Annotated in this window: 17 protein-coding genes; 4 read left to right on the plus strand and 13 right to left on the minus strand. The window is 36.4% G+C overall.

Annotation, left to right across the window (positions count from 1 at the left end; translation table 11 throughout):
• Positions 1 to 16: 16 nt before the first annotated feature.
• Positions 17 to 1,708: a putative ABC transporter permease subunit gene (locus tag AC6F34_RS02015; protein ID WP_500768455.1), complete on the minus strand. Its 1,692-nt coding sequence runs from the start codon at positions 1,706 to 1,708 to the stop codon at positions 17 to 19.
• On the minus strand, positions 1,705 to 2,496 hold the full coding sequence (locus tag AC6F34_RS02020) for an ABC transporter ATP-binding protein (protein ID WP_500768457.1): 792 nt from the start codon (positions 2,494 to 2,496) through the stop codon (positions 1,705 to 1,707). The genes AC6F34_RS02015 and AC6F34_RS02020 overlap by 4 nt, the downstream gene beginning before the upstream one ends.
• 229 nt (positions 2,497 to 2,725) lie before the next feature.
• On the opposite strand from AC6F34_RS02020, the gene AC6F34_RS02025 reads away from it, so the two are divergent.
• On the plus strand, positions 2,726 to 4,210 hold the full coding sequence (locus AC6F34_RS02025; RefSeq protein ID WP_500768459.1) for an aldehyde dehydrogenase family protein: 1,485 nt from the start codon (positions 2,726 to 2,728) through the stop codon (positions 4,208 to 4,210).
• A gap of 221 nt (positions 4,211 to 4,431) precedes the next feature.
• A complete protein-coding gene (locus tag AC6F34_RS02030; protein ID WP_500768461.1) occupies positions 4,432 to 5,031 on the plus strand; it encodes an SCO family protein in 600 nt (199 codons plus the stop codon).
• A gap of 342 nt (positions 5,032 to 5,373) precedes the next feature.
• Here AC6F34_RS02030 and AC6F34_RS02035 read toward each other — a convergent pair whose 3' ends face one another.
• Entirely contained in the window at positions 5,374 to 5,502 is a 129-nt protein-coding gene (locus AC6F34_RS02035) for a hypothetical protein (protein WP_500768463.1), read from the minus strand.
• 255 nt (positions 5,503 to 5,757) lie between these two features.
• Here AC6F34_RS02035 and AC6F34_RS02040 point away from each other — a divergent pair, with 255 nt between their 5' ends.
• The gene (locus AC6F34_RS02040; protein WP_500768465.1) at positions 5,758 to 7,377 is read left to right on the plus strand and encodes an ABC-F family ATP-binding cassette domain-containing protein; all 1,620 of its coding nucleotides are present in this window, start codon (positions 5,758 to 5,760) and stop codon (positions 7,375 to 7,377) included.
• 109 nt (positions 7,378 to 7,486) lie between these two features.
• Here the strand turns inward: AC6F34_RS02040 and AC6F34_RS02045 are convergent, their stop codons facing one another.
• The 5 genes from AC6F34_RS02045 to AC6F34_RS02065 all read right to left on the minus strand — a co-directional run bounded on the left by AC6F34_RS02045 (position 7,487) and on the right by AC6F34_RS02065 (position 14,575).
• Positions 7,487 to 8,656, minus strand: a complete 1,170-nt coding sequence (locus AC6F34_RS02045) for a D-alanyl-D-alanine carboxypeptidase family protein (protein ID WP_500768467.1) — start codon at positions 8,654 to 8,656, stop codon at positions 7,487 to 7,489.
• Between the two features lie 263 nt (positions 8,657 to 8,919).
• Complete coding sequence (locus AC6F34_RS02050) at positions 8,920 to 9,918, minus strand: agmatinase family protein (RefSeq protein WP_500768469.1); 999 nt, start codon at positions 9,916 to 9,918, stop codon at positions 8,920 to 8,922.
• Complete coding sequence (gene hutI, locus AC6F34_RS02055) at positions 9,903 to 11,183, minus strand: imidazolonepropionase (RefSeq protein ID WP_500768471.1); 1,281 nt, start codon at positions 11,181 to 11,183, stop codon at positions 9,903 to 9,905. Before hutI ends, AC6F34_RS02050 begins: the two co-directional genes overlap by 16 nt.
• 13 nt (positions 11,184 to 11,196) lie before the next feature.
• Complete coding sequence (hutU, locus tag AC6F34_RS02060) at positions 11,197 to 12,861, minus strand: urocanate hydratase (RefSeq protein WP_500768473.1); 1,665 nt, start codon at positions 12,859 to 12,861, stop codon at positions 11,197 to 11,199.
• A 277-nt stretch (positions 12,862 to 13,138) separates the two neighbouring features.
• Positions 13,139 to 14,575: a helix-turn-helix domain-containing protein gene (locus AC6F34_RS02065; RefSeq protein ID WP_500768475.1), complete on the minus strand. Its 1,437-nt coding sequence runs from the start codon at positions 14,573 to 14,575 to the stop codon at positions 13,139 to 13,141.
• Positions 14,576 to 14,703: 128 nt separating this feature from the next.
• Between AC6F34_RS02065 and AC6F34_RS02070 the strand changes: the two genes are divergently transcribed.
• Positions 14,704 to 15,159, plus strand: coding sequence for a cupredoxin domain-containing protein (locus AC6F34_RS02070; protein WP_500768477.1), 456 nt, complete (start codon positions 14,704 to 14,706; stop codon positions 15,157 to 15,159).
• A gap of 404 nt (positions 15,160 to 15,563) precedes the next feature.
• On the opposite strand, the gene safA is transcribed toward AC6F34_RS02070, so the two are convergent.
• The 5 genes from safA to AC6F34_RS02095 all read right to left on the minus strand — a co-directional run bounded on the left by safA (position 15,564) and on the right by AC6F34_RS02095 (position 20,591).
• On the minus strand, positions 15,564 to 16,184 hold the full coding sequence (safA, locus tag AC6F34_RS02075; RefSeq protein ID WP_500768479.1) for a SafA/ExsA family spore coat assembly protein: 621 nt from the start codon (positions 16,182 to 16,184) through the stop codon (positions 15,564 to 15,566).
• A 486-nt stretch (positions 16,185 to 16,670) separates the two neighbouring features.
• Complete coding sequence (locus AC6F34_RS02080; RefSeq protein ID WP_500768481.1) at positions 16,671 to 17,144, minus strand: GNAT family N-acetyltransferase; 474 nt, start codon at positions 17,142 to 17,144, stop codon at positions 16,671 to 16,673.
• Between the two features lie 577 nt (positions 17,145 to 17,721).
• A complete protein-coding gene (nadE, locus tag AC6F34_RS02085) occupies positions 17,722 to 18,534 on the minus strand; it encodes an NAD(+) synthase (protein ID WP_500768483.1) in 813 nt (270 codons plus the stop codon).
• Between the two features lie 15 nt (positions 18,535 to 18,549).
• The gene (locus AC6F34_RS02090) at positions 18,550 to 20,019 is read right to left on the minus strand and encodes a nicotinate phosphoribosyltransferase (protein WP_500768485.1); all 1,470 of its coding nucleotides are present in this window, start codon (positions 20,017 to 20,019) and stop codon (positions 18,550 to 18,552) included.
• Positions 20,020 to 20,048: 29 nt separating this feature from the next.
• Entirely contained in the window at positions 20,049 to 20,591 is a 543-nt protein-coding gene (locus tag AC6F34_RS02095; protein WP_500768487.1) for a cysteine hydrolase family protein, read from the minus strand.
• Positions 20,592 to 20,701 lie beyond the last annotated feature (110 nt).

Here is a 20,701-nt window from a genome sequence, read left to right on the forward strand (position 1 = left end):
ATACACCTCAACCTTTTTACTTTTCAGACGTAAACTGAATTTCAATTCCTTTGTCCACTTGTTTTGCCGTTAATCTCAATGTAAAGATCGCTACACTGAACGAGAATAGAACGACGAGCATTCCTGAAATCCCTTTAACTATGATTGGACTTTCCAGCTTAAGCTTTAATAATCCGATGAATAAATCAAGAAATCCAAAACTCATATCATTTGTCGTTAGAACCTCAAGTAAATTAGTTGGTAATAGAAAAATGACCGCAGGAATTGAAACGATAAAAAAATATAAAAAGGATAAAAATAACATAAAAAATGAACTGCCCGTTTGTAAACGTTGTTGAGGGTTTGACGGATTATACTTTGCACCAATTGAACCAATATAAAGTCCAATTCCATTTAGTCCTAAAGACATAACCGAAATGACACCTAATCCAACTGCTAATTCAAACACACCCCACTTTAAAAATATTCCAATTATAATCTGGATGAACGAAATAAACATCAGTGGGATGATCCAATTCATCCAAAACTTCCCTATCGCAACGTTCATTCCACTTAATGGTAGGACTCTTAATAAATGAATGGCATGTGCTTCTCTTGCAATTGATTGTGATGAAAATCCAACCGCTAAAAATGTATACATAAAGAAAAACATCACTTGAGCTACTGCCCATGATACACCTGGATTATTTAATAAAAAGTGAAGCTGATCCTTGTTGCCAATCATACTGATAATCGGGAAAAACATAAAAATAAACATTGGGATAAAATTAGTCCATTCTTTTATATCACGTCGAATCATTTTCCATTCTTTTATTCCAACTACTAAGATTGGATGCTGTAATGGCCTTGATTTACTTTTCCTTTTTTTCTTATTTGGTCGCTCTCCATCATTCATTCTGATCCATCCAGTTCTAAATCCACGCTCAATCAGCAATGACGTCAATAATAAAATAAGACCTGTTACAATCAGTAACAACAGAAATGGCATAATAAAAGAATGCTCAAATGAGATCATCGCACTCAATACTCGTCCTCCCCATTCAAAGGGAAGCCATGAGGGGAATTCTGGAACTAGTAACACTTGTCCAGATTGATTATTACTATGAAAATACAGATTCGGAAGTTGAATTAAGAGATAGAATAACAAACCAGCGACTGTGCTCATCACAACCATTAATTCTTTTGCACGATGAATAGGAATAATTTGTATTAATAGCAAATTAATTAAATAACATATTGCGATAGAAGATAGTAAAAAAATGAAAAGAATGATTGGTGCCACTAGCATGAAAATAAGACCAGCACCCGCTCCTAGCCCAAAAAGGATAAATATGCCTGTTGATAAAACTAAAATAATTAGTGGCATCCCGAATAAACTCATTAAGAACTTTACCCAAAAGATTTTTTTTGTATGAATCGGTAATGTGAATAAGAGAGATAAATCATTTGAGCCGTACAATTCTTTAAACACTTGTGGAATCCCTAGTAAGATAGTCATTCCACATAAAGCAATTAAGCTAAATGCAAAGAAGCCGATATATTCTTCCTTAGGAAATGCTCTCCCAACATCCATAATCAGTCCTCCGAGAAGGATAACAAAGAAAAGTGATATGACAACTAAGATACCAATGGATAGTTTTAATGAATCTGGCATTGTCTTCAGTTCATTCTTTTTCAGTTGCCAAAACATTCTCAACAATGGTTTCACTTTACATCCACCTCTTCATTATCCTTCGAAAGCTCTTGGATTAGATTTTGAATGTCCACATCTCCAGTTAGCTCCAAAAATAAATCTTCTAATGTTGAATCGCTTTTCTCCTGCTTCAGTTCCTCCATTGTTCCTTGTGCAATGATCTTCCCTTTTTGAATGATTGCGACTCTGTCACACATGCCTTCTGCTATTTCAAGAATATGTGTTGTCATAAATACAGTCATCCCTTTTTGACAAAAGGTTCGCAATAAAGTCTTCAACGTTTTTGCAGCCCTAGGATCAAGCCCAACTGTTGGCTCATCCAAAAATAAAACCTCAGGTTGACGTATAAATGCTGCACATAAGTTTAACTTTTGTTTCATCCCATGAGAATACGATTCTATTAAATCGCCTTCTCGACCATTTAGTTCAAATAAACGTAGATAATTGGTTTTTCTTTCTTCATAAATCGAATCATCCAACTCAAAAACACTTGCAATAAAATGAAGGTATTCCTCCCCTGTTAACTTAGGATAAAGAGCTGGAAAATCAGGAATATAGGCCATTTTCCGCTTTGCATCTAGCGGAGACTTCCACATATTCTGACCGACAATTTCTACTTCTCCATTGCTTGGCTCTAATAAGCCTGTCATCATCTTAATTGCGGTCGTTTTTCCAGCACCATTTGGACCAAGGAATCCAAAAAGCTCTCCTTTTGATACTTGTATATCAATCCCATTCACAGCTGTATGACTCCCATACCGCTTTACTAGATTTTTCACATTGATAGCCGTTTGAAAACTCATTTAAACACTCCTCGCTATTAATAATTGTTAATTATACCACTTATTTCTATATTTTTACCGATAACCTCCCATATTTCTTATGTACTTTGATGAATCTTGTCGTTTATTATCAGAATATTTAGTCTAAAATTTCTAGATTTCTATTTTTACTAGTGATACGATACATATGAAAGCGGTTTCTGTCGCATCATGAATAACATAGACTACTATTTTATTAGGAGGAATGTTAATGAGTCAGATTGCAGTAAGTTTAAATGAAAAGGTAGAAAAGTTTTTATCTGGAAAGAAAAAATTATTCATTAATGGACAATTTGTAGAAAGTAAATCCGGAAAAACCTTTGAAAGTTATAATCCAGCAACTGGTGAAGTATTGGCTCATGTTTATGAAGCAGAGAAGGAAGATATTGATTTAGCTGTAAAGGCTGCTAGAAAAGCTTTTGATGAAGGCACTTGGTCTAAAATCAGCGCAGCAGAAAGAAGTAGATTGATATACAAACTTGCTGATTTAATGGAAGAAAACAAAGAAGCATTAGCTCAGCTTGAAACACTAGATAACGGAAAACCGATTCGTGAAACGACAAATGCTGACGTCCCACTAGCGGTCGAACATATGAGATATTATGCAGGCTGGTGTACAAAAATCACTGGTCAAACAATACCAGTCAGTGGACCATACTTTAACTATACTAGACATGAAGCGGTTGGTGTAGTTGGGCAAATCATCCCTTGGAACTTCCCGTTATTAATGGCTATGTGGAAGCTAGGTGCTGCACTTGCAACAGGATGTACGGTAGTCTTAAAACCAGCCGAACAAACACCTCTCTCCGCTTTGTTCTTAGCTGAATTAATCGACGAAGCTGGTTTTCCAGAAGGTGTCATTAATATTGTTCCAGGATTCGGGGAGACAGCTGGTCAGCCATTAGTCGACCATCCGCAAGTTGATAAAGTAGCGTTTACTGGTTCAACTGAAGTTGGAAAGCTTATTATGAAAAATGCATCAAAAACCCTAAAGCGTGTGACGCTTGAATTAGGTGGAAAGTCGCCAAACATCATTCTGCCAGATGCAGATCTTTCTAAAGCCATCCCGGGCGCATTAAATGGTGTGATGTTCAATCAAGGGCAAGTATGCTGTGCTGGTTCTCGAGTTTTTATTCAAAAGAAACAGTATGACAATGTTGTCGCGGATATGGTCAGTCATGCTAAAAAGATAAAACAAGGTGCAGGATTGCATGCAGATACTGAAATCGGCCCACTTGTTTCAACTGAACAACAATCTCGTGTACTTGGTTACATCGAAAAAGGATTAGACGAAGGTGCTGAATTGCTTGTAGGCGGTGAGAAGCCACAAGATCAAGGCTACTTCGTATCTCCAACAATATTTGCAAATGTAAATGATGATATGACGATTGCAAAAGAAGAAATCTTCGGCCCTGTTATTTCTGCTATGCCTTATGAGGATTTGGATGAATTGGTGAACCGTGCAAATAAAAGTGAATATGGATTAGCGGCTGGAGTTTGGACGCGTGATATCGCCAAAGCCCATTATATCGCCAACAATCTTCGTGCAGGAACAGTTTGGGTAAATTGCTACAATACATTTGATGCAGCTTCACCATTCGGTGGATATAAACAATCAGGAATTGGCAGAGAAATGGGCTCTTATGCACTGAATAATTACACTGAAGTGAAAAGTGTTTGGATTTCAATGAGTTAAACATAAAAAGCGCAAGGCGGTTAATGACTGCCCTGCGCTTCTTCTATTGTATTCGTTGAGTCAGACGATTGAACGTACAACCGAATATTGTTTATCAAATTAATATCCCCTCCCTAATTTTGTTATTAATGTGACAATCTTATTTAACTTTGAATATGTTCACATATTGTCCATAGGAATTTCCAATTATTTTATATATCTTTAGTATGGGAGGGGTATTCATGAAAAAAATCTACTTAATTTGTACAATTATTGTCTTTGTGGGAATTGCTTCAGGAATTTCTTATTTCATTATTAGAGAACAAACGGCAAAGATCCCTGAGGATATTACTTTACTCACTGCAAACAACGAAACTTATGATTTTTCAAAATCAGATCAAAAGCTTAAGTTAATTGAATTTATGTACACACATTGTCCTGATATTTGTCCTACTACAACTCATAAAATGCGCTTATTACAAGAAGACTTAGAAAATGAAGGGTTATTTGGCACAGATGTGCAATTTTTAACAGTTACAATTGATCCATATCGTGACACACCTGAAGTGTTGCAAAGCTATATGGATAACTTTGAAATTAACAATGATGGAAACTGGGTCTTATTAACCGGAGATCGCGATCATATTCGAGAAGATTTAGATAAAATCCAAAGTTTGGCTGACGCCTTTCAATTTCAATACAGAGATCCAGGTGATGGTTTCTTCATCCACTCCACCTTCGTCTACCTAGTCGATGAAAATAATAAGTTTATTAAAAAATTCCCTATGGGTGAGGATTTCAATAAAGAAGATGTATTAAAAACAATACAGCGAAATGTATAAAAATCAGTGGGGAAATTTGCCCCACTGATTTTTGATTGTATTAAACTTTTACTTTTACTAAGCTTGTGTAGATATTTTATGAATCTTAACAAGAACCATTAGACAAGAAGTACAGAGCAATTATTTCAGCTGGAAAAGACAACCCACTTCCTCGTAGAAATCATTGTTATTCCGTGAAAGTTGAGGCGTCGACCTAAAATGATAATTGCAGATTCAACTGGAGCGATATTTAACTTTGAATATTCCCCTCGTAAACATATTCATGAACTTCACACGAGGTAAGTCCTATTCTGTTTCGTTTTTTAATAAACTATGTAATTCAAATACTATGTTTCATTACAATTAAGACGTTGTTAAGCTTTTTGTCGCTTGAATAGGCAAGACCACTTCTGATCTAGGTTTTGTGAAGCTGATTTTAATACCTGATTTCCTCAATTGACTTACTAATTCAACGAGTTGTTTCTTAGCCATTTACAAAACTCCCTTTTGTTTGCCTTGTTATTTTATATTGTACGCTATAATTATGAAGAAACTATGAACAATTTATTAAAATCTATATTTTATTTGCAAGTTTAAAGACCTTTACCCTTAATGTCTCCCTTTAAAACGATTGAAGTTAATATTATTCTCTACATTTATTAGCGATTGAACTCCACAAATGTTATAATTTGATAGCGTCAGTACTTTATAAGACGATTTATTAGAATGTTGGAGGAATACAAATACATGTTAACGGTTAGTAATGTAAGTTTACGATACGGTGAAAGAAAATTATTTGAAGATGTAAACATTAAGTTTACACCAGGAAATTGCTACGGACTGATTGGTGCAAATGGTGCTGGAAAATCAACTTTTCTAAAAATCTTATCAGGTGATATCGAAGCTCAAAGTGGAAATATAAGCATTGGACCAGATGAACGTTTGGCTGTTCTTAAACAAGATCACTTTGAATTTGAAGAGCATCAAGTACTTCAAGTTGTCATCATGGGACATTCACGCCTTTATGAAGTAATGCAAGAAAAAGATGCTATCTATATGAAGGCTGATTTTACTGATGAAGATGGGATTCGTGCCGCTGAGCTTGAAGGTGAATTCGCAGAGCTAAACGGTTGGGAAGCTGAATCAGAAGCAGCGATCCTTTTAAAAGGGTTAGGTATTGAGGAAGATTTGCATTTGAAGCTTATGGCTGACTTAACGGGTGCAGAGAAAGTAAAGGTATTACTAGCACAAACGCTATTTGGAAAACCAGATGTACTTTTACTAGATGAGCCAACAAACCACCTTGATATTAAAGCAATTCAGTGGTTAGAAGAGTTCTTAATTAACTTTGAAAATACAGTCATCGTTGTATCACATGACCGTCACTTCTTAAATAAGGTTTGTACACATATTGCTGATTTAGATTTCGGGAAGATCCAAATCTATGTTGGGAACTACGATTTTTGGTATGAATCTAGTCAGTTAGCACAAAGAATGGCACAAGATGCAAACAAGAAAAAAGAAGAGAAAATTAAAGAGCTTCAAGGCTTTATTGCTCGATTTAGTGCAAATGCATCTAAATCAAAACAAGCCACTTCAAGAAAGAAACTTCTTGATAAAATTACGTTAGACGATATTCGTCCATCTTCAAGACGTTATCCTTATGTAGGTTTTTCACCTGAGCGTGAGATTGGGAATGATCTGCTTCGAGTTGAAGGCATTTCAAAGACTATTGATGGTGTAAAAGTATTAGACAATATTAGCTTTACGATGAATAAAGATGACAAAATTGCACTTGTAGGAACAAATGAAATTGCGAAAACGACATTATTCAAAATCTTAATGGGTGAATTAGAAGCTGATGAAGGAACATTCAAATGGGGTGTTACAACTTCGCAAGCATACTTCCCTAAAGATAACAGCAAGTTCTTTGAAAACAATGAACAGAACCTTGTTGATTGGTTACGCCAATTCTCACCAAACGACCAAAGTGAAAGCTTCTTACGAGGATTCTTAGGAAGAATGCTTTTCTCAGGTGAAGAAGTGCTTAAAAAGTCGAGCGTATTATCTGGTGGAGAAAAAGTCCGCTGCATGCTTTCTAAAATGATGCTAAGTGGAGCAAATGTTTTATTATTAGATGAACCGACAAATCATCTTGACTTAGAATCCATTACTGCTTTAAATAATGGATTAATAAACTATAAAGGTTCATTAATCTTTGCATCACATGACCATCAATTTATTCAAACGATTGCCAACCGCATCATCGAATTAACACCGTCTGGCATCGTCGATAAAGAAATGTCTTATGATGAGTATTTAGAAGACGTAAACTTACAGAAAAATATCGCTGAGATGTACAAATAAAGCAGATGCCCTACACTCTATTTAACGGCTAGAATGTTTAGTCTGCTAAATCAATAAGATTTCAGATAAAAAAAGATCCAAAGAGCAAATAAATGCTCTTTGGATCTTTTCATCTGTATCTTCTATTGCGGCTTCGCATACGATTTACTCCAAATATAACTGCTAGTAATACTACTGCTACTACAGCTGCCTGGATCATAACGATATTAGAGTCGTCCACAGTGTCAGAATCAGCGACTTGCTGATAAGGATATACTACTTCTTCCTCTTCATGTAAATCTAACGGAACTCGCTGAAGCGTTTCATCCTCTTGATTCAAGATTTTCAAATTCCCAAACGAGGATAATTCTTTACTAAATCCTGTTGTTGGGACTGTAATCATCGTATCCTCTCCAAGAACATACTCTTTGTCAGCTTCATGAAAAACTTCACCTGCTAACAACATGACTCGTTCAAAGTTTGCCATTCCATAGTCGAATAATTGAATCGTGTCATTGTAAATGTCTTGTTTATAATCTGCTTTAAGCAAAATTGCAGTCATCTGCAATTCACCATTATCAAAAGATGTCGCTAGAGTTTGCTTCGATTGATTAACAAAGCCCGTTTTGCCACCAGTGACTCCTTCATATGGAAGCTCACCATTTACCATACGATGATGAGATATAATCGTCGTATCCCATGACTCTCCAACCCACTCAAGGTCACGCTTTCCAAAGATCTGTTGAAATGTTTTGTTCTTTAATGCATAATTTGTAATTTTGCCGAGATCTTTTGCAGTTGTATAATGCTCTTCATCAAATAAGCCATGAGGGTTCGTAAAATTTGTATGATGTACGCGAATATTCTCATGTAAATATTCATTTAAGTGCTGAGAGAATTGTTCAATCGATCCATGTAAATGTTCAGCAATCGCCCATGCGGCATCATTTCCTGAATTTATTAACATTCCCTCAATTAATTTCATTAATGTGACTTGCTCTCCTGCCTCTAGGTATACTCTTGTTCCAACAGCATTCCTAGCAGCTTCACTTACTGTAACTACATCATTTAAGTTACCATTCTCAATTGCGTAAATCGCTGTCGCTATTTTTGTTAAGCTTGCAGGGTACATCTTTTCGTTTTCATTTTTACCATAAAGAATTGCTCCAGTTTCTGAATCCATTAATACAGCTGTCTCACTAATAACTGAAGGCTTTTCAACATGTTCAGATGCAGACGTTGCTACATGATGTTGAAAAAACAGTATACAAGTGAAAAACAATATGCCCATTTTCTTCATACATACACATCCAATACTCGTCCATTTCCATAAAGAATTATACCAAAGCAACTCAATATATTTTGAAATGAAAATAAATTGTTATAAAAATGAAAAAAACCATCCTGTTTTTTCTAAAAATAAGAAAAAATACCCATAACTTTGTGCCTAATATTCTTTGTTTAACAAAAAGTAGCTACTTGATTATTAAAGGATGTATGAGCAGTTTATGTATTTTTCAATAAAATAAAAGGAAATCCGGCAAATAAAGAGACTCAGGGGATTTACGCCTGAGTCTTCCTTTTCAAATATGCAGTTAAAAAGGTGAGAAAAGTGTATGTTCCTGTTTTTACAGTTGGTAATGCTTGCTCATCTCTTAATGGATCTAAACAGACAATGTCCATTGCACCCACCTTGTTAGACAAACCTGCTGTATAAACAGCATCAAATAACTCATCGGTACGCATTCCCCCGGGAGTTGAGGCAGGAACACCTGGGGCATATGCGATATCTACTACATCCATATCAACTGTTACATAAATAAAGTCCACTTCTTTCTCAAGTTCGGTGATGCAGCTCCTTACAGTTTCCTTGATCGTTTGCTCTCTCGCCTGTTTTAATGTGATGACATGGATATTCTGCTCTTTTGCATAGCGGACAAGGGAAGGTGTATTGTAATATCCATGAAGGCCAATGTTGTAAACATATTCACCCTTTATTACATTGTTTTCAATTAAATTTCGAATTGGGGTACCATTTGATGGTCCATTCCCCTTTAGATCACGCACATCTAAATGTGTATCAAATTGGAGAATGCCAATTTTTTTATCTGGGTACACTTCTTTTATGCCTTTAACTAACATAGCAGTAACCGAGTGGTCCCCTCCAATCGAAATTGGCATACTTTTAGGAAATGCCTGTAGAAGCAGTTTCATTGCCTCCGTAATGTTCTTGTGGCATCTTGAGATATCAGTCACATGCATGGAGACATCTCCAACATCCACAACATGAAGTTGTCTCAAATCCACCTCTTCATCTACGTTATACGTTGAAAATTTTCTCCATGATTGTCTAAAGCTCTCTGGAAACTCAGATGCACCAGAGGCACTTATAGATGATCTAGAAAGAGGAACTCCTAGAATCGCAACATCACAATTCGTATGTTCCTTCCAATCTTCCCTTTTTTGTAGTGAAGAGATCCATTGATGAACAAATAGATCCTCCAACTTCTGATCAATTTTTGGCCATAGAAAGGGTGGCGGTACGATTATATTGTCATGCATAGCCTGCCACCTTCTACCACCACTTTGCCTGCTTTCAAAACCGTATGGGTATGGTTCATGCCGTAATAATATTGCATTTGTTCGTAGTTTGGAATGTTAAGTAATAGCACATCGGCATTTTTGCCTACCTCTAAACTGCCCACCTTGTTGCCGCGGTTGATTGCATGAGCTGCATTGATTGTAGCTGCAACAATTGCTTCTTCTGGCGTTAATCCCATATGCATGCATGCTAAATTCATCATAAATGGCAGTGAGCATGTTGGCGAGGAACCAGGATTGCAATCCGTTGATATCGCGACTGCAACTCCAGAATCAATCATTTTCCGTCCATTTGCTGCCTCTGCCATTAGGAAAAATGCAGTACCTGGAAGCAGAACTGCAATGACTCCTTTTTCAGCCATTTTTTCAATTCCATTATCAGACACTCTCAGCAGGTGATCCGCTGAAATCGCTCCTATCTCAGCCGCTAGCTCCGCCCCTTCATATGGCTCTATTTCATCCGCATGGATCTTAGGAATTAACCCGTACTTCTTTCCAGCTTCTAATAATTTTCGAGATTGCTCAGGAGTAAATACTCCTTTTTCACAAAAAACATCGTTAAATTCAGCAAGCTGTTCACTTGCAACTTTTGGAAGCATTTCATTAATAATTAAATCGATAAAAGCATCTGCATTTTCTTTATATTGAGCAGGAATGGCATGTGCTCCCATAAAAGTAGAAACGACATCAATTGGATGTAGATCATTCAAAGCCTTAGCTACTTTTAACTGCTTTTCCTCTGTCTCCCAATCTAAACCATATCCACTTTTCGCTTCAACGGTCGTTATTCCATGTAACAAAAACTTATTTAATCTTTCGTTACTTTCACTAACGAGCTGTTCAAAAGATGCCTCTCGTGTTTTTGTTGTTGTTGCGTGAATGCCTCCACCGCTATTCAGAATATCCATATACGTAGCACCGTTTAAACGCATGGAAAACTCATTTTCTCTACTGCCGGCATGAACTAGATGTGTATGAGGGTCAACTAAACCTGGCATTACCACTTTTCCTGCAGCATCAATGACTTTAGCAGCTTCGATTTCATTTGAATATTGTTTCTCTATATCATTCGTGTTCCCTACTGCGATGATCGTCTCTCCATCTATAAGAAGAGAACCATCTTTAATGATATTCAATTCATTCATTTCTTCTTTACGTAGTGGCTGATGACTCGAGCCACTTAATGTGATCAGCTCACTTGCGTTTTTAATCCATACATATCCCATTTTCAGCTCTCCTTTATTGTTTCATCATGGGAATCGTCAATTGATGCTTTCTTGCTGCATCAATTGCTTCATCATATCCTGCATCAACATGGCGTACAATGCCCATGCCTGGATCGGTCGTCAAAACTCTTTCCAATCGTTTTTCTGCTTCTTTCGTTCCATCTGCAACAATAACCATTCCTGCGTGCAAAGAATAACCCATACCAACTCCACCACCGTGATGGACCGACACCCAGCTTGCTCCTCCGACTGCATTAATTAACGCATTTAAAATCGGCCAATCGGCGACAGCATCACTTCCATCTTTCATTCCTTCTGTTTCCCTGTTTGGCGAAGCAACCGAACCAGAGTCAAGATGATCTCTCCCGATGACAATCGGGGCTTTTAACTCTCCACTCGCGACAAGGTCATTAATGATTTTCCCGAATTTAGCCCTTTCTCCATACCCGAGCCAACAGATTCTTGATGGAAGACCTTGAAATTGAATTTTTTCTCGTGCCATACGAATCCACCTACATAAATGCTCATTGTCACTAAACTCTTTTAAAATGACTTCATCTGTTTTGTAGATATCCTCTGGGTCTCCTGATAATGCTACCCAACGAAACGGTCCTTTGCCTTCGCAAAACAATGGACGAATATACGCAGGGACAAAGCCAGGAAATGCAAAAGCATTCTCAACCCCTTCATCCTTCGCTACTTGGCGAATGTTGTTGCCGTAATCAAATGTGATTGCACCTTTTTCTTGCATTTCAATCATCGATCTTACATGAAGTGCCATGCTTTGTTTCGCTTTTTTCGTATATTCGATAGGATGTTGATCACGCATGAGCGCTGCTTCCTCTATTGTATAACCAACTGGAATATAACCATTTAGAGGGTCATGTGCTGAAGTTTGATCAGTTAATACATCAGGAATAAAACCATGTTTTATCATTCTCGGAAGCATTTCAGCTGCGTTTCCTAATAATCCGATTGATAAAGGTTGGCCAGCCGCTTTCGCATCCTGTGCTAGCTGAATTGCCTCTTCCATTGAATAAACTTTTGTATCTAAGTATTTTGTTTCAAGTCTTCGATCAATCTTCTTTTCATCAACATCAATTGCAATACAGACTCCACCTGCCATTGTTACTGCTAGTGGCTGAGCACCACCCATTCCTCCTAGACCTGCTGTAAGTGTAATCGTTTGCTTCAATGATCCAGAGAAATGCTGTCTTGCAAGCTCTGCAAATGTTTCATAAGTACCTTGTACGATTCCTTGACTACCTATATAAATCCAGCTTCCTGCTGTCATTTGTCCGTACATCATAAGCCCTTTCTGATCTAATTCATGAAAAGTGTCCCAGTTTGCCCATGCAGGTACGAGGTTTGAATTTGCTAACAACACTCTTGGAGCGTCTTCATGAGAACGAAAAACAGCAACAGGCTTTCCTGATTGAACAAGAAGCGTTTCATCATTTTGTAAATCCTTTAATGATGAAACAATCGCGTCAAAGCTCTCCCAATTACGAGCAGCTTTTCCTATTCCACCATACACAACGAGATTTTCTTGACTCTCTGCTACCTCTTCATCCAAGTTGTTCATAAGCATTCTTAGTGCCGCTTCCTGCACCCAACCTTTTGTGTTTAACTCAGATCCTCGATATCTTACAATTCTTTGCCCGACATGCTGACCCATCAAACAACAACTCCTCTATCTTTTTTCCTTTATTATAAATTCTGAATATTCAGTACAAATTTATCATTTAACTCTATCCTTTATCTAATTCTTCGATTTTTATTTCATATGCAATGCTATCTGTAATGAAATTTATTAATTAGTTAGATTTTTTATTAATAAATTGGATTTTTTGAGCCATCATTTACATTCATGCACGAACAAGAGATCAACAGATATAGTAAAAAATTGGTTTTTAATTCAATAAAAAAACACTTCCTGGCTAAACAGAAGTGTTTTATGTTTGCGTAAGCTTTCGATAAAGTTTAGGTGCAACTTTTACTTGTTTTTTAAATACTCTCGTAAATGATTGTTGATTATGAAAGCCGCATGTATGAGCTATTTCCTTTATATTCATATTTGACTGTAGCAACAATTGCTTTGCTAAGTCAATTCGTTTTTGATTAACAATCTCTCGAAACGCCTTTCCATTATGCTTGACCATAATGGTGCTTAAATAGTTTGGATTCTTTCCTACTTTTCGTGCGATTTGCTCAATGGATAGATTAGGGTCTTTGTAGTGATTTTCGATATACCATAGTGCTTCCTTCACTACATTTAGCTTTTTTCGATGATTGATTGTATCAAAGAGCCCATCTACAAACAAAATCATGTCATCAATTATTGTGTAGATCACTCGTCCATATAGGATTTTATCGAATAAAGCATGATACTCGTTTTCATTTTCTTCTAGATTAAACGTTTGCATATGCCTACGGATTTGAGCCAATATACTTGTTAATTTTATACGAACTAATCCAGGGTCTGGGTATCGCTTTCCATCGATTAAGAAATTTGCATGCATCCACTGTTTGATATCCTTTCGATTCTGCTCGCGTAAGAACCGGACCCAAATAACCTGCTCCTCAGATGTCAATAAAGGATCATAGTTTGATGATGCTGTAAATTCAGCAGATTGAATGACGATGTTAAATCCACTATAGAAAGTTTGTTTTAATAAGTTTGTCAACGACTGATGGAGACTATAAATGGACTGCACTGTATCATATTGTATTAATGAAATCGCGATTGAAGTGAAAGTTGATTCTTGCCACGTACGTATGAAAGAATCGCATTCATTTTTCCAATTGACTTGAATATCATTACTGACTCCGATCATACAATCAGGCGTATCATAGAAATATACGATTCCTTTAAATTGATAGTTTTCAACAAAGGCATTTAGCCGATCCTTCGCTCCCTTTTCGATCCTTAATGCAAACGCAATAAATGGACCATTTTCTATTACAGTATTCATTTCATTATGACTGCTTAAAAATTTGTTCTTTCTTTCAAATTGCATCTTTGCATGCAGTTGTCTTTCTAGTTTTCTTACTTCCTTTAAAATCGATTCAGGAACAATCGGTTTAATAAATAGATTTTCGACTCCTAATTGAATCGCTTCGTATGCTTTTTCAAATGTTTGTTCTATGGTAAGGCCAATGATAAACGGTTCTGAGATCATTTTTGCTTTCTTTAGTTGATGGAAGAATTCTTCATCTACCATTTCTAAATCAATGATTAAAAGCTGAAACGGAACTTGCTCTAACGCTAACAGAACATCTTCTTTCTTACTATAGAAATGTACCTCGTTATTCAGCAAGCTAGTTGATAGAAGCCATCTTAATCCATCTCCATCTTCTCGGTCTCGATTTGCTATGAGAATATGAAACATTCAACCACCTCCCCTCCATTATGAACGAATATTTAAAATAATGAAAACAAATTAAAAGAAATAGACAAGTTCCTACTACCATTATGCATATGTATATATGGACAATCTGTTTTGAAAGGAGAAAGGAAATGACTTTTTTTGTATTGAAAAAAAACACAATCATCATGTTCTTACTTGCGATTGTACTTGTTGTCACTGCATCGGTTTGGTTCATTGGCAGCAATAGCCAGGATATAACTGCATTTAATCATTCTGAAACAGACTCTACTCGAGATATCCATATGGTAACGGGTGAATTCACCTCAACCCTACCTAATGGAGAAAAAATTGAAGTGTATCGCTGGGATCCAGGTTCTATCAACGTACAAAAAGGAGAAAAAATCAACTTGAAGATCTTAGGAGTAAACGGAGATGAACACCCATTTCATATTGAGGGCACTGACATTAATGGCGTTGTCAAAAAAGGAGAAGAAGTAACAATACCAGTGCAGTTTAATAAAAAAGGCACCTATAAATTAATTTGTGAAACACATACCCACCATGACCACCACGGGAAAATGATTGCATATATCCATGTGAATTAAATGTGCTCAATAGATAGAAGACAAGCTAATACTTTTGAATCAGACTTCTTTTTTGCTTAGGATGTGATTTTCACTCTAAGCGAATGCTTTCCGAGGGCGTGGCTTGAGTTTCTTCACATATTAATAACATTCAATTACAGAGACTCAAGTCCCCTGCTTACCCTATAGGATAATGAATTGCTATCATCAATTAGTTCTACCTTATAGAACTAATCATCAGCGTTATTTTATACGGTATAATAGGTTGAACTTTTAAGTAGATAATGTGATCTAGAATACAATTGATCGAAATGACATATAAAACTAAGGGATATTTATATCCAAACTAATAAATAAAGCTATGAAATGAACTTTATTTTATGTTCTTTCATAGCTTTATATTTTTAAATAAATTCCCCTAACCATTATCTAGAAATAAACATTTGCGTCCAATAATGGCCGTATGATCCTCCCTTTACATATCCTACACCGATTTCTGTAAAGCTTGAAGACAATATATTTTTGCGGTGTCCTTCACTATTCATCCACGCTGTCACAACCGCTTGTGCTGTTGTTTGACCAGCTGCAATGTTTTCACCAGCTGTACGGTATTTAATTCCGAAATCTTGCATCATCTTGAATGGGGTACCGTAAACAGGTGAATTATGATCAAAATAACGACGATCGATCATATCCTGTGACTTGAACCTTGCAACTCTAGCAAGCTCCCAATTCGAACGAAGTGGATTCAAACCATACTTTGCTCTTTCTTTATTCACTAATTCTACTACTTGCTGTTCAACATTTAACGTTTGAGCAGCTAAAGCTGGGATTTGAATCGTTTGACCTGGATAGATCAAGTTTGGATTCGAAATACTAGCATTGGCATTAATAATTTCTTGAACACCAACTTGATATTGCACAGCAATCTTCCACATCGTATCACCAGATTTAACTGTATGTACAGACGATGCTTCCGCTTGAGTGACTTGAAGACCAAGGACTATTGCGACAGACAACATAAAAGGTAAGATTAATTTTTTCATAGTCTTATTAAAGCAAATGAAATACAAGCCTTAAACAGGTAATAACTGGTTGTATAACTTGTTACTTTATTGTAATATATTTGCTCACATCCGAAGTAACTCTTACATACTCCTCTTTTTAAAACAGATGAAAAAGAGTTGCTAATAGATGAAAAAATTGGCTCGTTTATGAAATATGTTACCTGATTGTAATATAGACTAAGTATTTAACATTAAATAGAAGTATTCATTTTTGAAGTCCAATACACGAAGCGAAAAACAAACGTAAAATCTGGATTGTCTAACCCATCATGAAAATGGAAAATCGTTACCAGAATGAACGTTCAGCTTGATTAATTTTATCTAAAAATATTGGTAAAGATGCATCATAAAAGTCATACGAATGCTTGAATAAAGCCCGACTATTAATAGTCAGGCTATAGACTAAGCTCGATTTTCCTACTTCAATAAGCAATGAACTCTATATCAGCTCTGAACACTTGTGAGTTATAATGTTTTAACTAATTTCAATTCATCTAACAATGGTATTTGGAAGTCTCCCATAGTCGGGATAGATGGCTTTATCTTCCTTGCCTCTCCTACAGCATTTGGAATGACTTTAGATATTCTATAGCCCCTTTTTTGATAAAATCTCAATGCATTTAAATTATCATTGGTTGTAATTAATGTGATTGCTAAACAACTCTTCTCCATTGATAATTTTTCAACTTCTTTTACTAGACAAGACCCTATACCCTTACTCTCTTCAATACTATCAAGAGAGATAATTTCACATTCATTTCCTCTAATCACATAAGTAATTAAACCTGTAATTTGATTATTGTCATTTATGTAGAGATAACCTTCTAACTGATTGCATTGATAAACACCAGTTGATATGACCATATCTGGGCTTCCCCATTGCTTTATAAAAAATTCCGTAACCCTATCTCTGTTATTTTCCATTATTGATTGAATCATTCCCCATGCCCCTTTATAAATACACAGTTTAAATTTTGACTTTTTTTGATTATAAACGATTTCAAAGTTTATCATCAATAATAGATACTAAACTTTAAAACAATGATAAGAACTTACATATGTAAATGGACTGGTTCAAAAAGAATAAGCTCATGTGCCAACTCGGAACGTGAGAGGCTTTGCCATGTATTCCTTTAGAACGAGTCCGTTTTGACATGCCTAAAGCAATAGAACGGTTTCAGTGGATGCAAAGTAAAATACATTTCCTAATCGTAAATAAATCTCCCAAGAAACTTCTGTAAAGGTCTTTTCAAAAAAAACAGATGTGCCAAAATAGCACATCCGAGATTGTAGACAAAGTCAATTCCTGACTTTATCCACATTTTTTTTAGGTCTTATTAATAATAGATGAAACTCACAGACTATCTTGAAAACGCTTGTCAGACTAGGCATGCAGTCAAGTGAAGACCCGAATAGAACATTTGGTTCATGAGGGGACGAACGAGACAAACAACGACGTATGCAAGCGTTTGTCAACAGTCTGAGATGTGCCAAAATAGCACATCCGTTTTTGACCTTATTTCCACCAAGTGTCGAACAGCGTAGCTGGTACTTGACGCTTGTGTTCTGTTACTCTATAACGGCCTTCAACTTTTTTTGCAACTTCTTCACTGACTTCTTTTCCCTCTAAGTAATCATCAAGTTCATCATAAGTGATCCCTAGCTCTGTTTCATCCGCCTGTCCAGGTATTTCATCTAATAAATCAGCTGTCGGCACTTTCAAATAAATGCTTTCTTCTGCACCAAGCTCTTTCAATAATAGCTTTCCTTGACGTTTTGTTAAGCCGCTAAGTGGAAGAACGTCTGCACCACCATCACCATACTTTGTAAAGAAACCTGTGACTGCTTCGGCAGCGTGGTCCGTTCCAATGACAAGCAGTCCGAGATGTCCACCAATTGCATACTGTGCAATCATTCGCATACGTGCTTTCACATTTCCTTTATGGTAATCAGGCAATACATGATTAAGCATCTCATTATATACATTTGAAGCCTCGTCTACAGGTGGCTTAATATTATACGTAATCGATTCATCCGGTTGAATAAATTGTAGAGCTTTTTGTGCGTCGTCCTCATCATGTTGTGTACCATACGGAAGTCGAACTGCAATAAACTTTACATCCTCGCCTTCCTTACGCAGTTCCTCAACAGCGAGCTGAGCTAGACGACCAGCTAGAGATGAATCTTGACCACCACTAATGCCTAATACAAAGCCCTTAGCTTTCGTTGTTTTACAATAGTCTTTTAAAAATTCTACCCTTTTTTTAATTTCTTCCTTTGGTTGGATGCTTGGGTTTACGTGTAAAGCCTCCATAATTTCTTTTTGCATGGATGAACCTCCCTTTTATGAATGCATCTTGCCTTTTACATTCTTCTTAATGGATTCTAATAAACGCATTTTGTTTTTCCAGCATTTAGGACTCAAATCAATCGGGTACTCTTCTGGATTTAACGAACGGCGATACTCACCCCAAAGCAGCTCAAGGTTTTCCTTTGTATACTTTTGCATATCCTTTAGAGATGGAACGTCATATACAAGCTGGCCATCCCTATAAATATCTTTGTGCAAATCTTTCGCTTCAAAATTCGTCACAAACTTACTAATATACGTGTGGACAGGATGAAACATCTTTAAGCGACTTTCATTTTGTGGATCTTCTTCTTGAAGAGCAATATAATCGCCCTCTGATTTTCTATTTTCCTTGTTAATAATCCGATAAACCTTTTTTATTCCAGGTGTTGTTACTTTCTCAGGATTTCCACTAATTTTAATCGTGTCTTCCATCACACCAGCTTCGTTTTCAATACTTACTAATTTATAGACTGCCCCTAATGCTGGTTGGTCATAAGCAGTTATAATTTTCGTTCCGATGCCCCAAATATCAATTCTTGCACCTTGTGCCTTTAAATTCATAATTGTGTACTCGTCCAAGTCGTTCGATGCAACGATTTTCGTATCATGGAACCCAGCTTCATCAAGCATTCTTCTCGCTTCTTTTGATAAATATGCAAGGTCTCCACTATCTAATCGAATTCCTTTAAAGTGGATTCGATCCCCGAGTTCCTGAGCTACTTTAATCGCAGTTGGCACACCAGAACGAAGCGTATCATACGTATCGACAAGAAACACGCATTCCTTATGCGCTTGGGCATACTTATGAAAAGCTGTATATTCATCGCCATAAGCTTGAACAAGCGAGTGAGCATGTGTACCTGCTACCGGAATACCAAAGATTTTCCCTGCACGTACATTCGAAGTAGCTTCGAAACCACCAATAAAAGATGCACGCGCTCCCCAAACAGCAGCATCCATTTCTTGAGCTCTTCTAGAACCAAACTCCATTGCTACTTCATTACCTAGCACTTCTTTTATACGAGCAGCTTTCGTTGCAATTAATGTTTGATAATTCACAATGTTAAGCAATGCTGTTTCAACCAATTGTGCCTCAGCTAAAGGTGCTTCAACACGAACAATTGGTTCATTGCCGAAAACAATCTCCCCCTCTTCCATTGAACGGAAAGACCCTGTAAATTTTAGATCTTTTAAATACGCTAGGAAGTCATCTTTATAGTGAAGCTCATTTCTTAAATAATTTAAATCATCTTCAGTAAAACGAAAATTTTGTAAGTAGTGGATCATACGCTCTAAACCTGCAAAAACTCCATACCCATTTCCAAATGGTTGTTTACGAAAATAAAGGTCAAAGACAGCTCTTCGATTATGAACTCCGTCTCTCCAATATGTTTCAACCATGTTAATTTGATATAAATCTGTATGTAGGCTTAAGCTATTATCCTTATATTGCCCTTCCACAACTTGTCCTCCTCAACCTGCACAACCACTTATATAACCTTTGCGTTCATTGAACCTTTGAAATGTTCTAATGCCCAATCATGTCCCACTTGATTAAAGCTAGCTGTTGCATCTTTATAAACAACAATTTTAAACCCTTTATTGTAAGCATCAACTGCCGTGTGTAACACACAAATATCTGTACAAACTCCGACAAGATGTATTTCTTCAATTCCTCTTGCTTTTAATTTCAATTCTAAATCAGTTCCACAAAAAGCACTATACCTTGTTTTATCCATCCAGAAAACATTTTCTTCTCCATTATACTCTTCAAAAACGGTTTGTAATGTACCGTATAAGTTCCGGCCCTCTGTACCAGCAATATTATGTGGTGGATATAAAACTGTTTCAGGATGATACGGATCATCTTTATGGTGTAAATCAATCGCAAATACAGTAAAGTCGCCATTTACAATAAACTGCTTTGTAATCTCACTGATTTTTTGTTCTATTGCAATACCGGGTTCCCCACATGGCAAAGCTCCAACAACAAAATCATTCGTATAGTCAATATTAATTAAAGCCTTTTTCATAAGATTCCCCTCCTAGGTATATCTCTATCTATTTTACAAAAACATGAACGATTTGTAATGTTTTTTATTACATATTGTAATCCTTTCTACTCGTTTCATACAAACTGACC

The sequence above is a fragment of the Niallia sp. CD-39 genome, assembly GCF_059874745.1.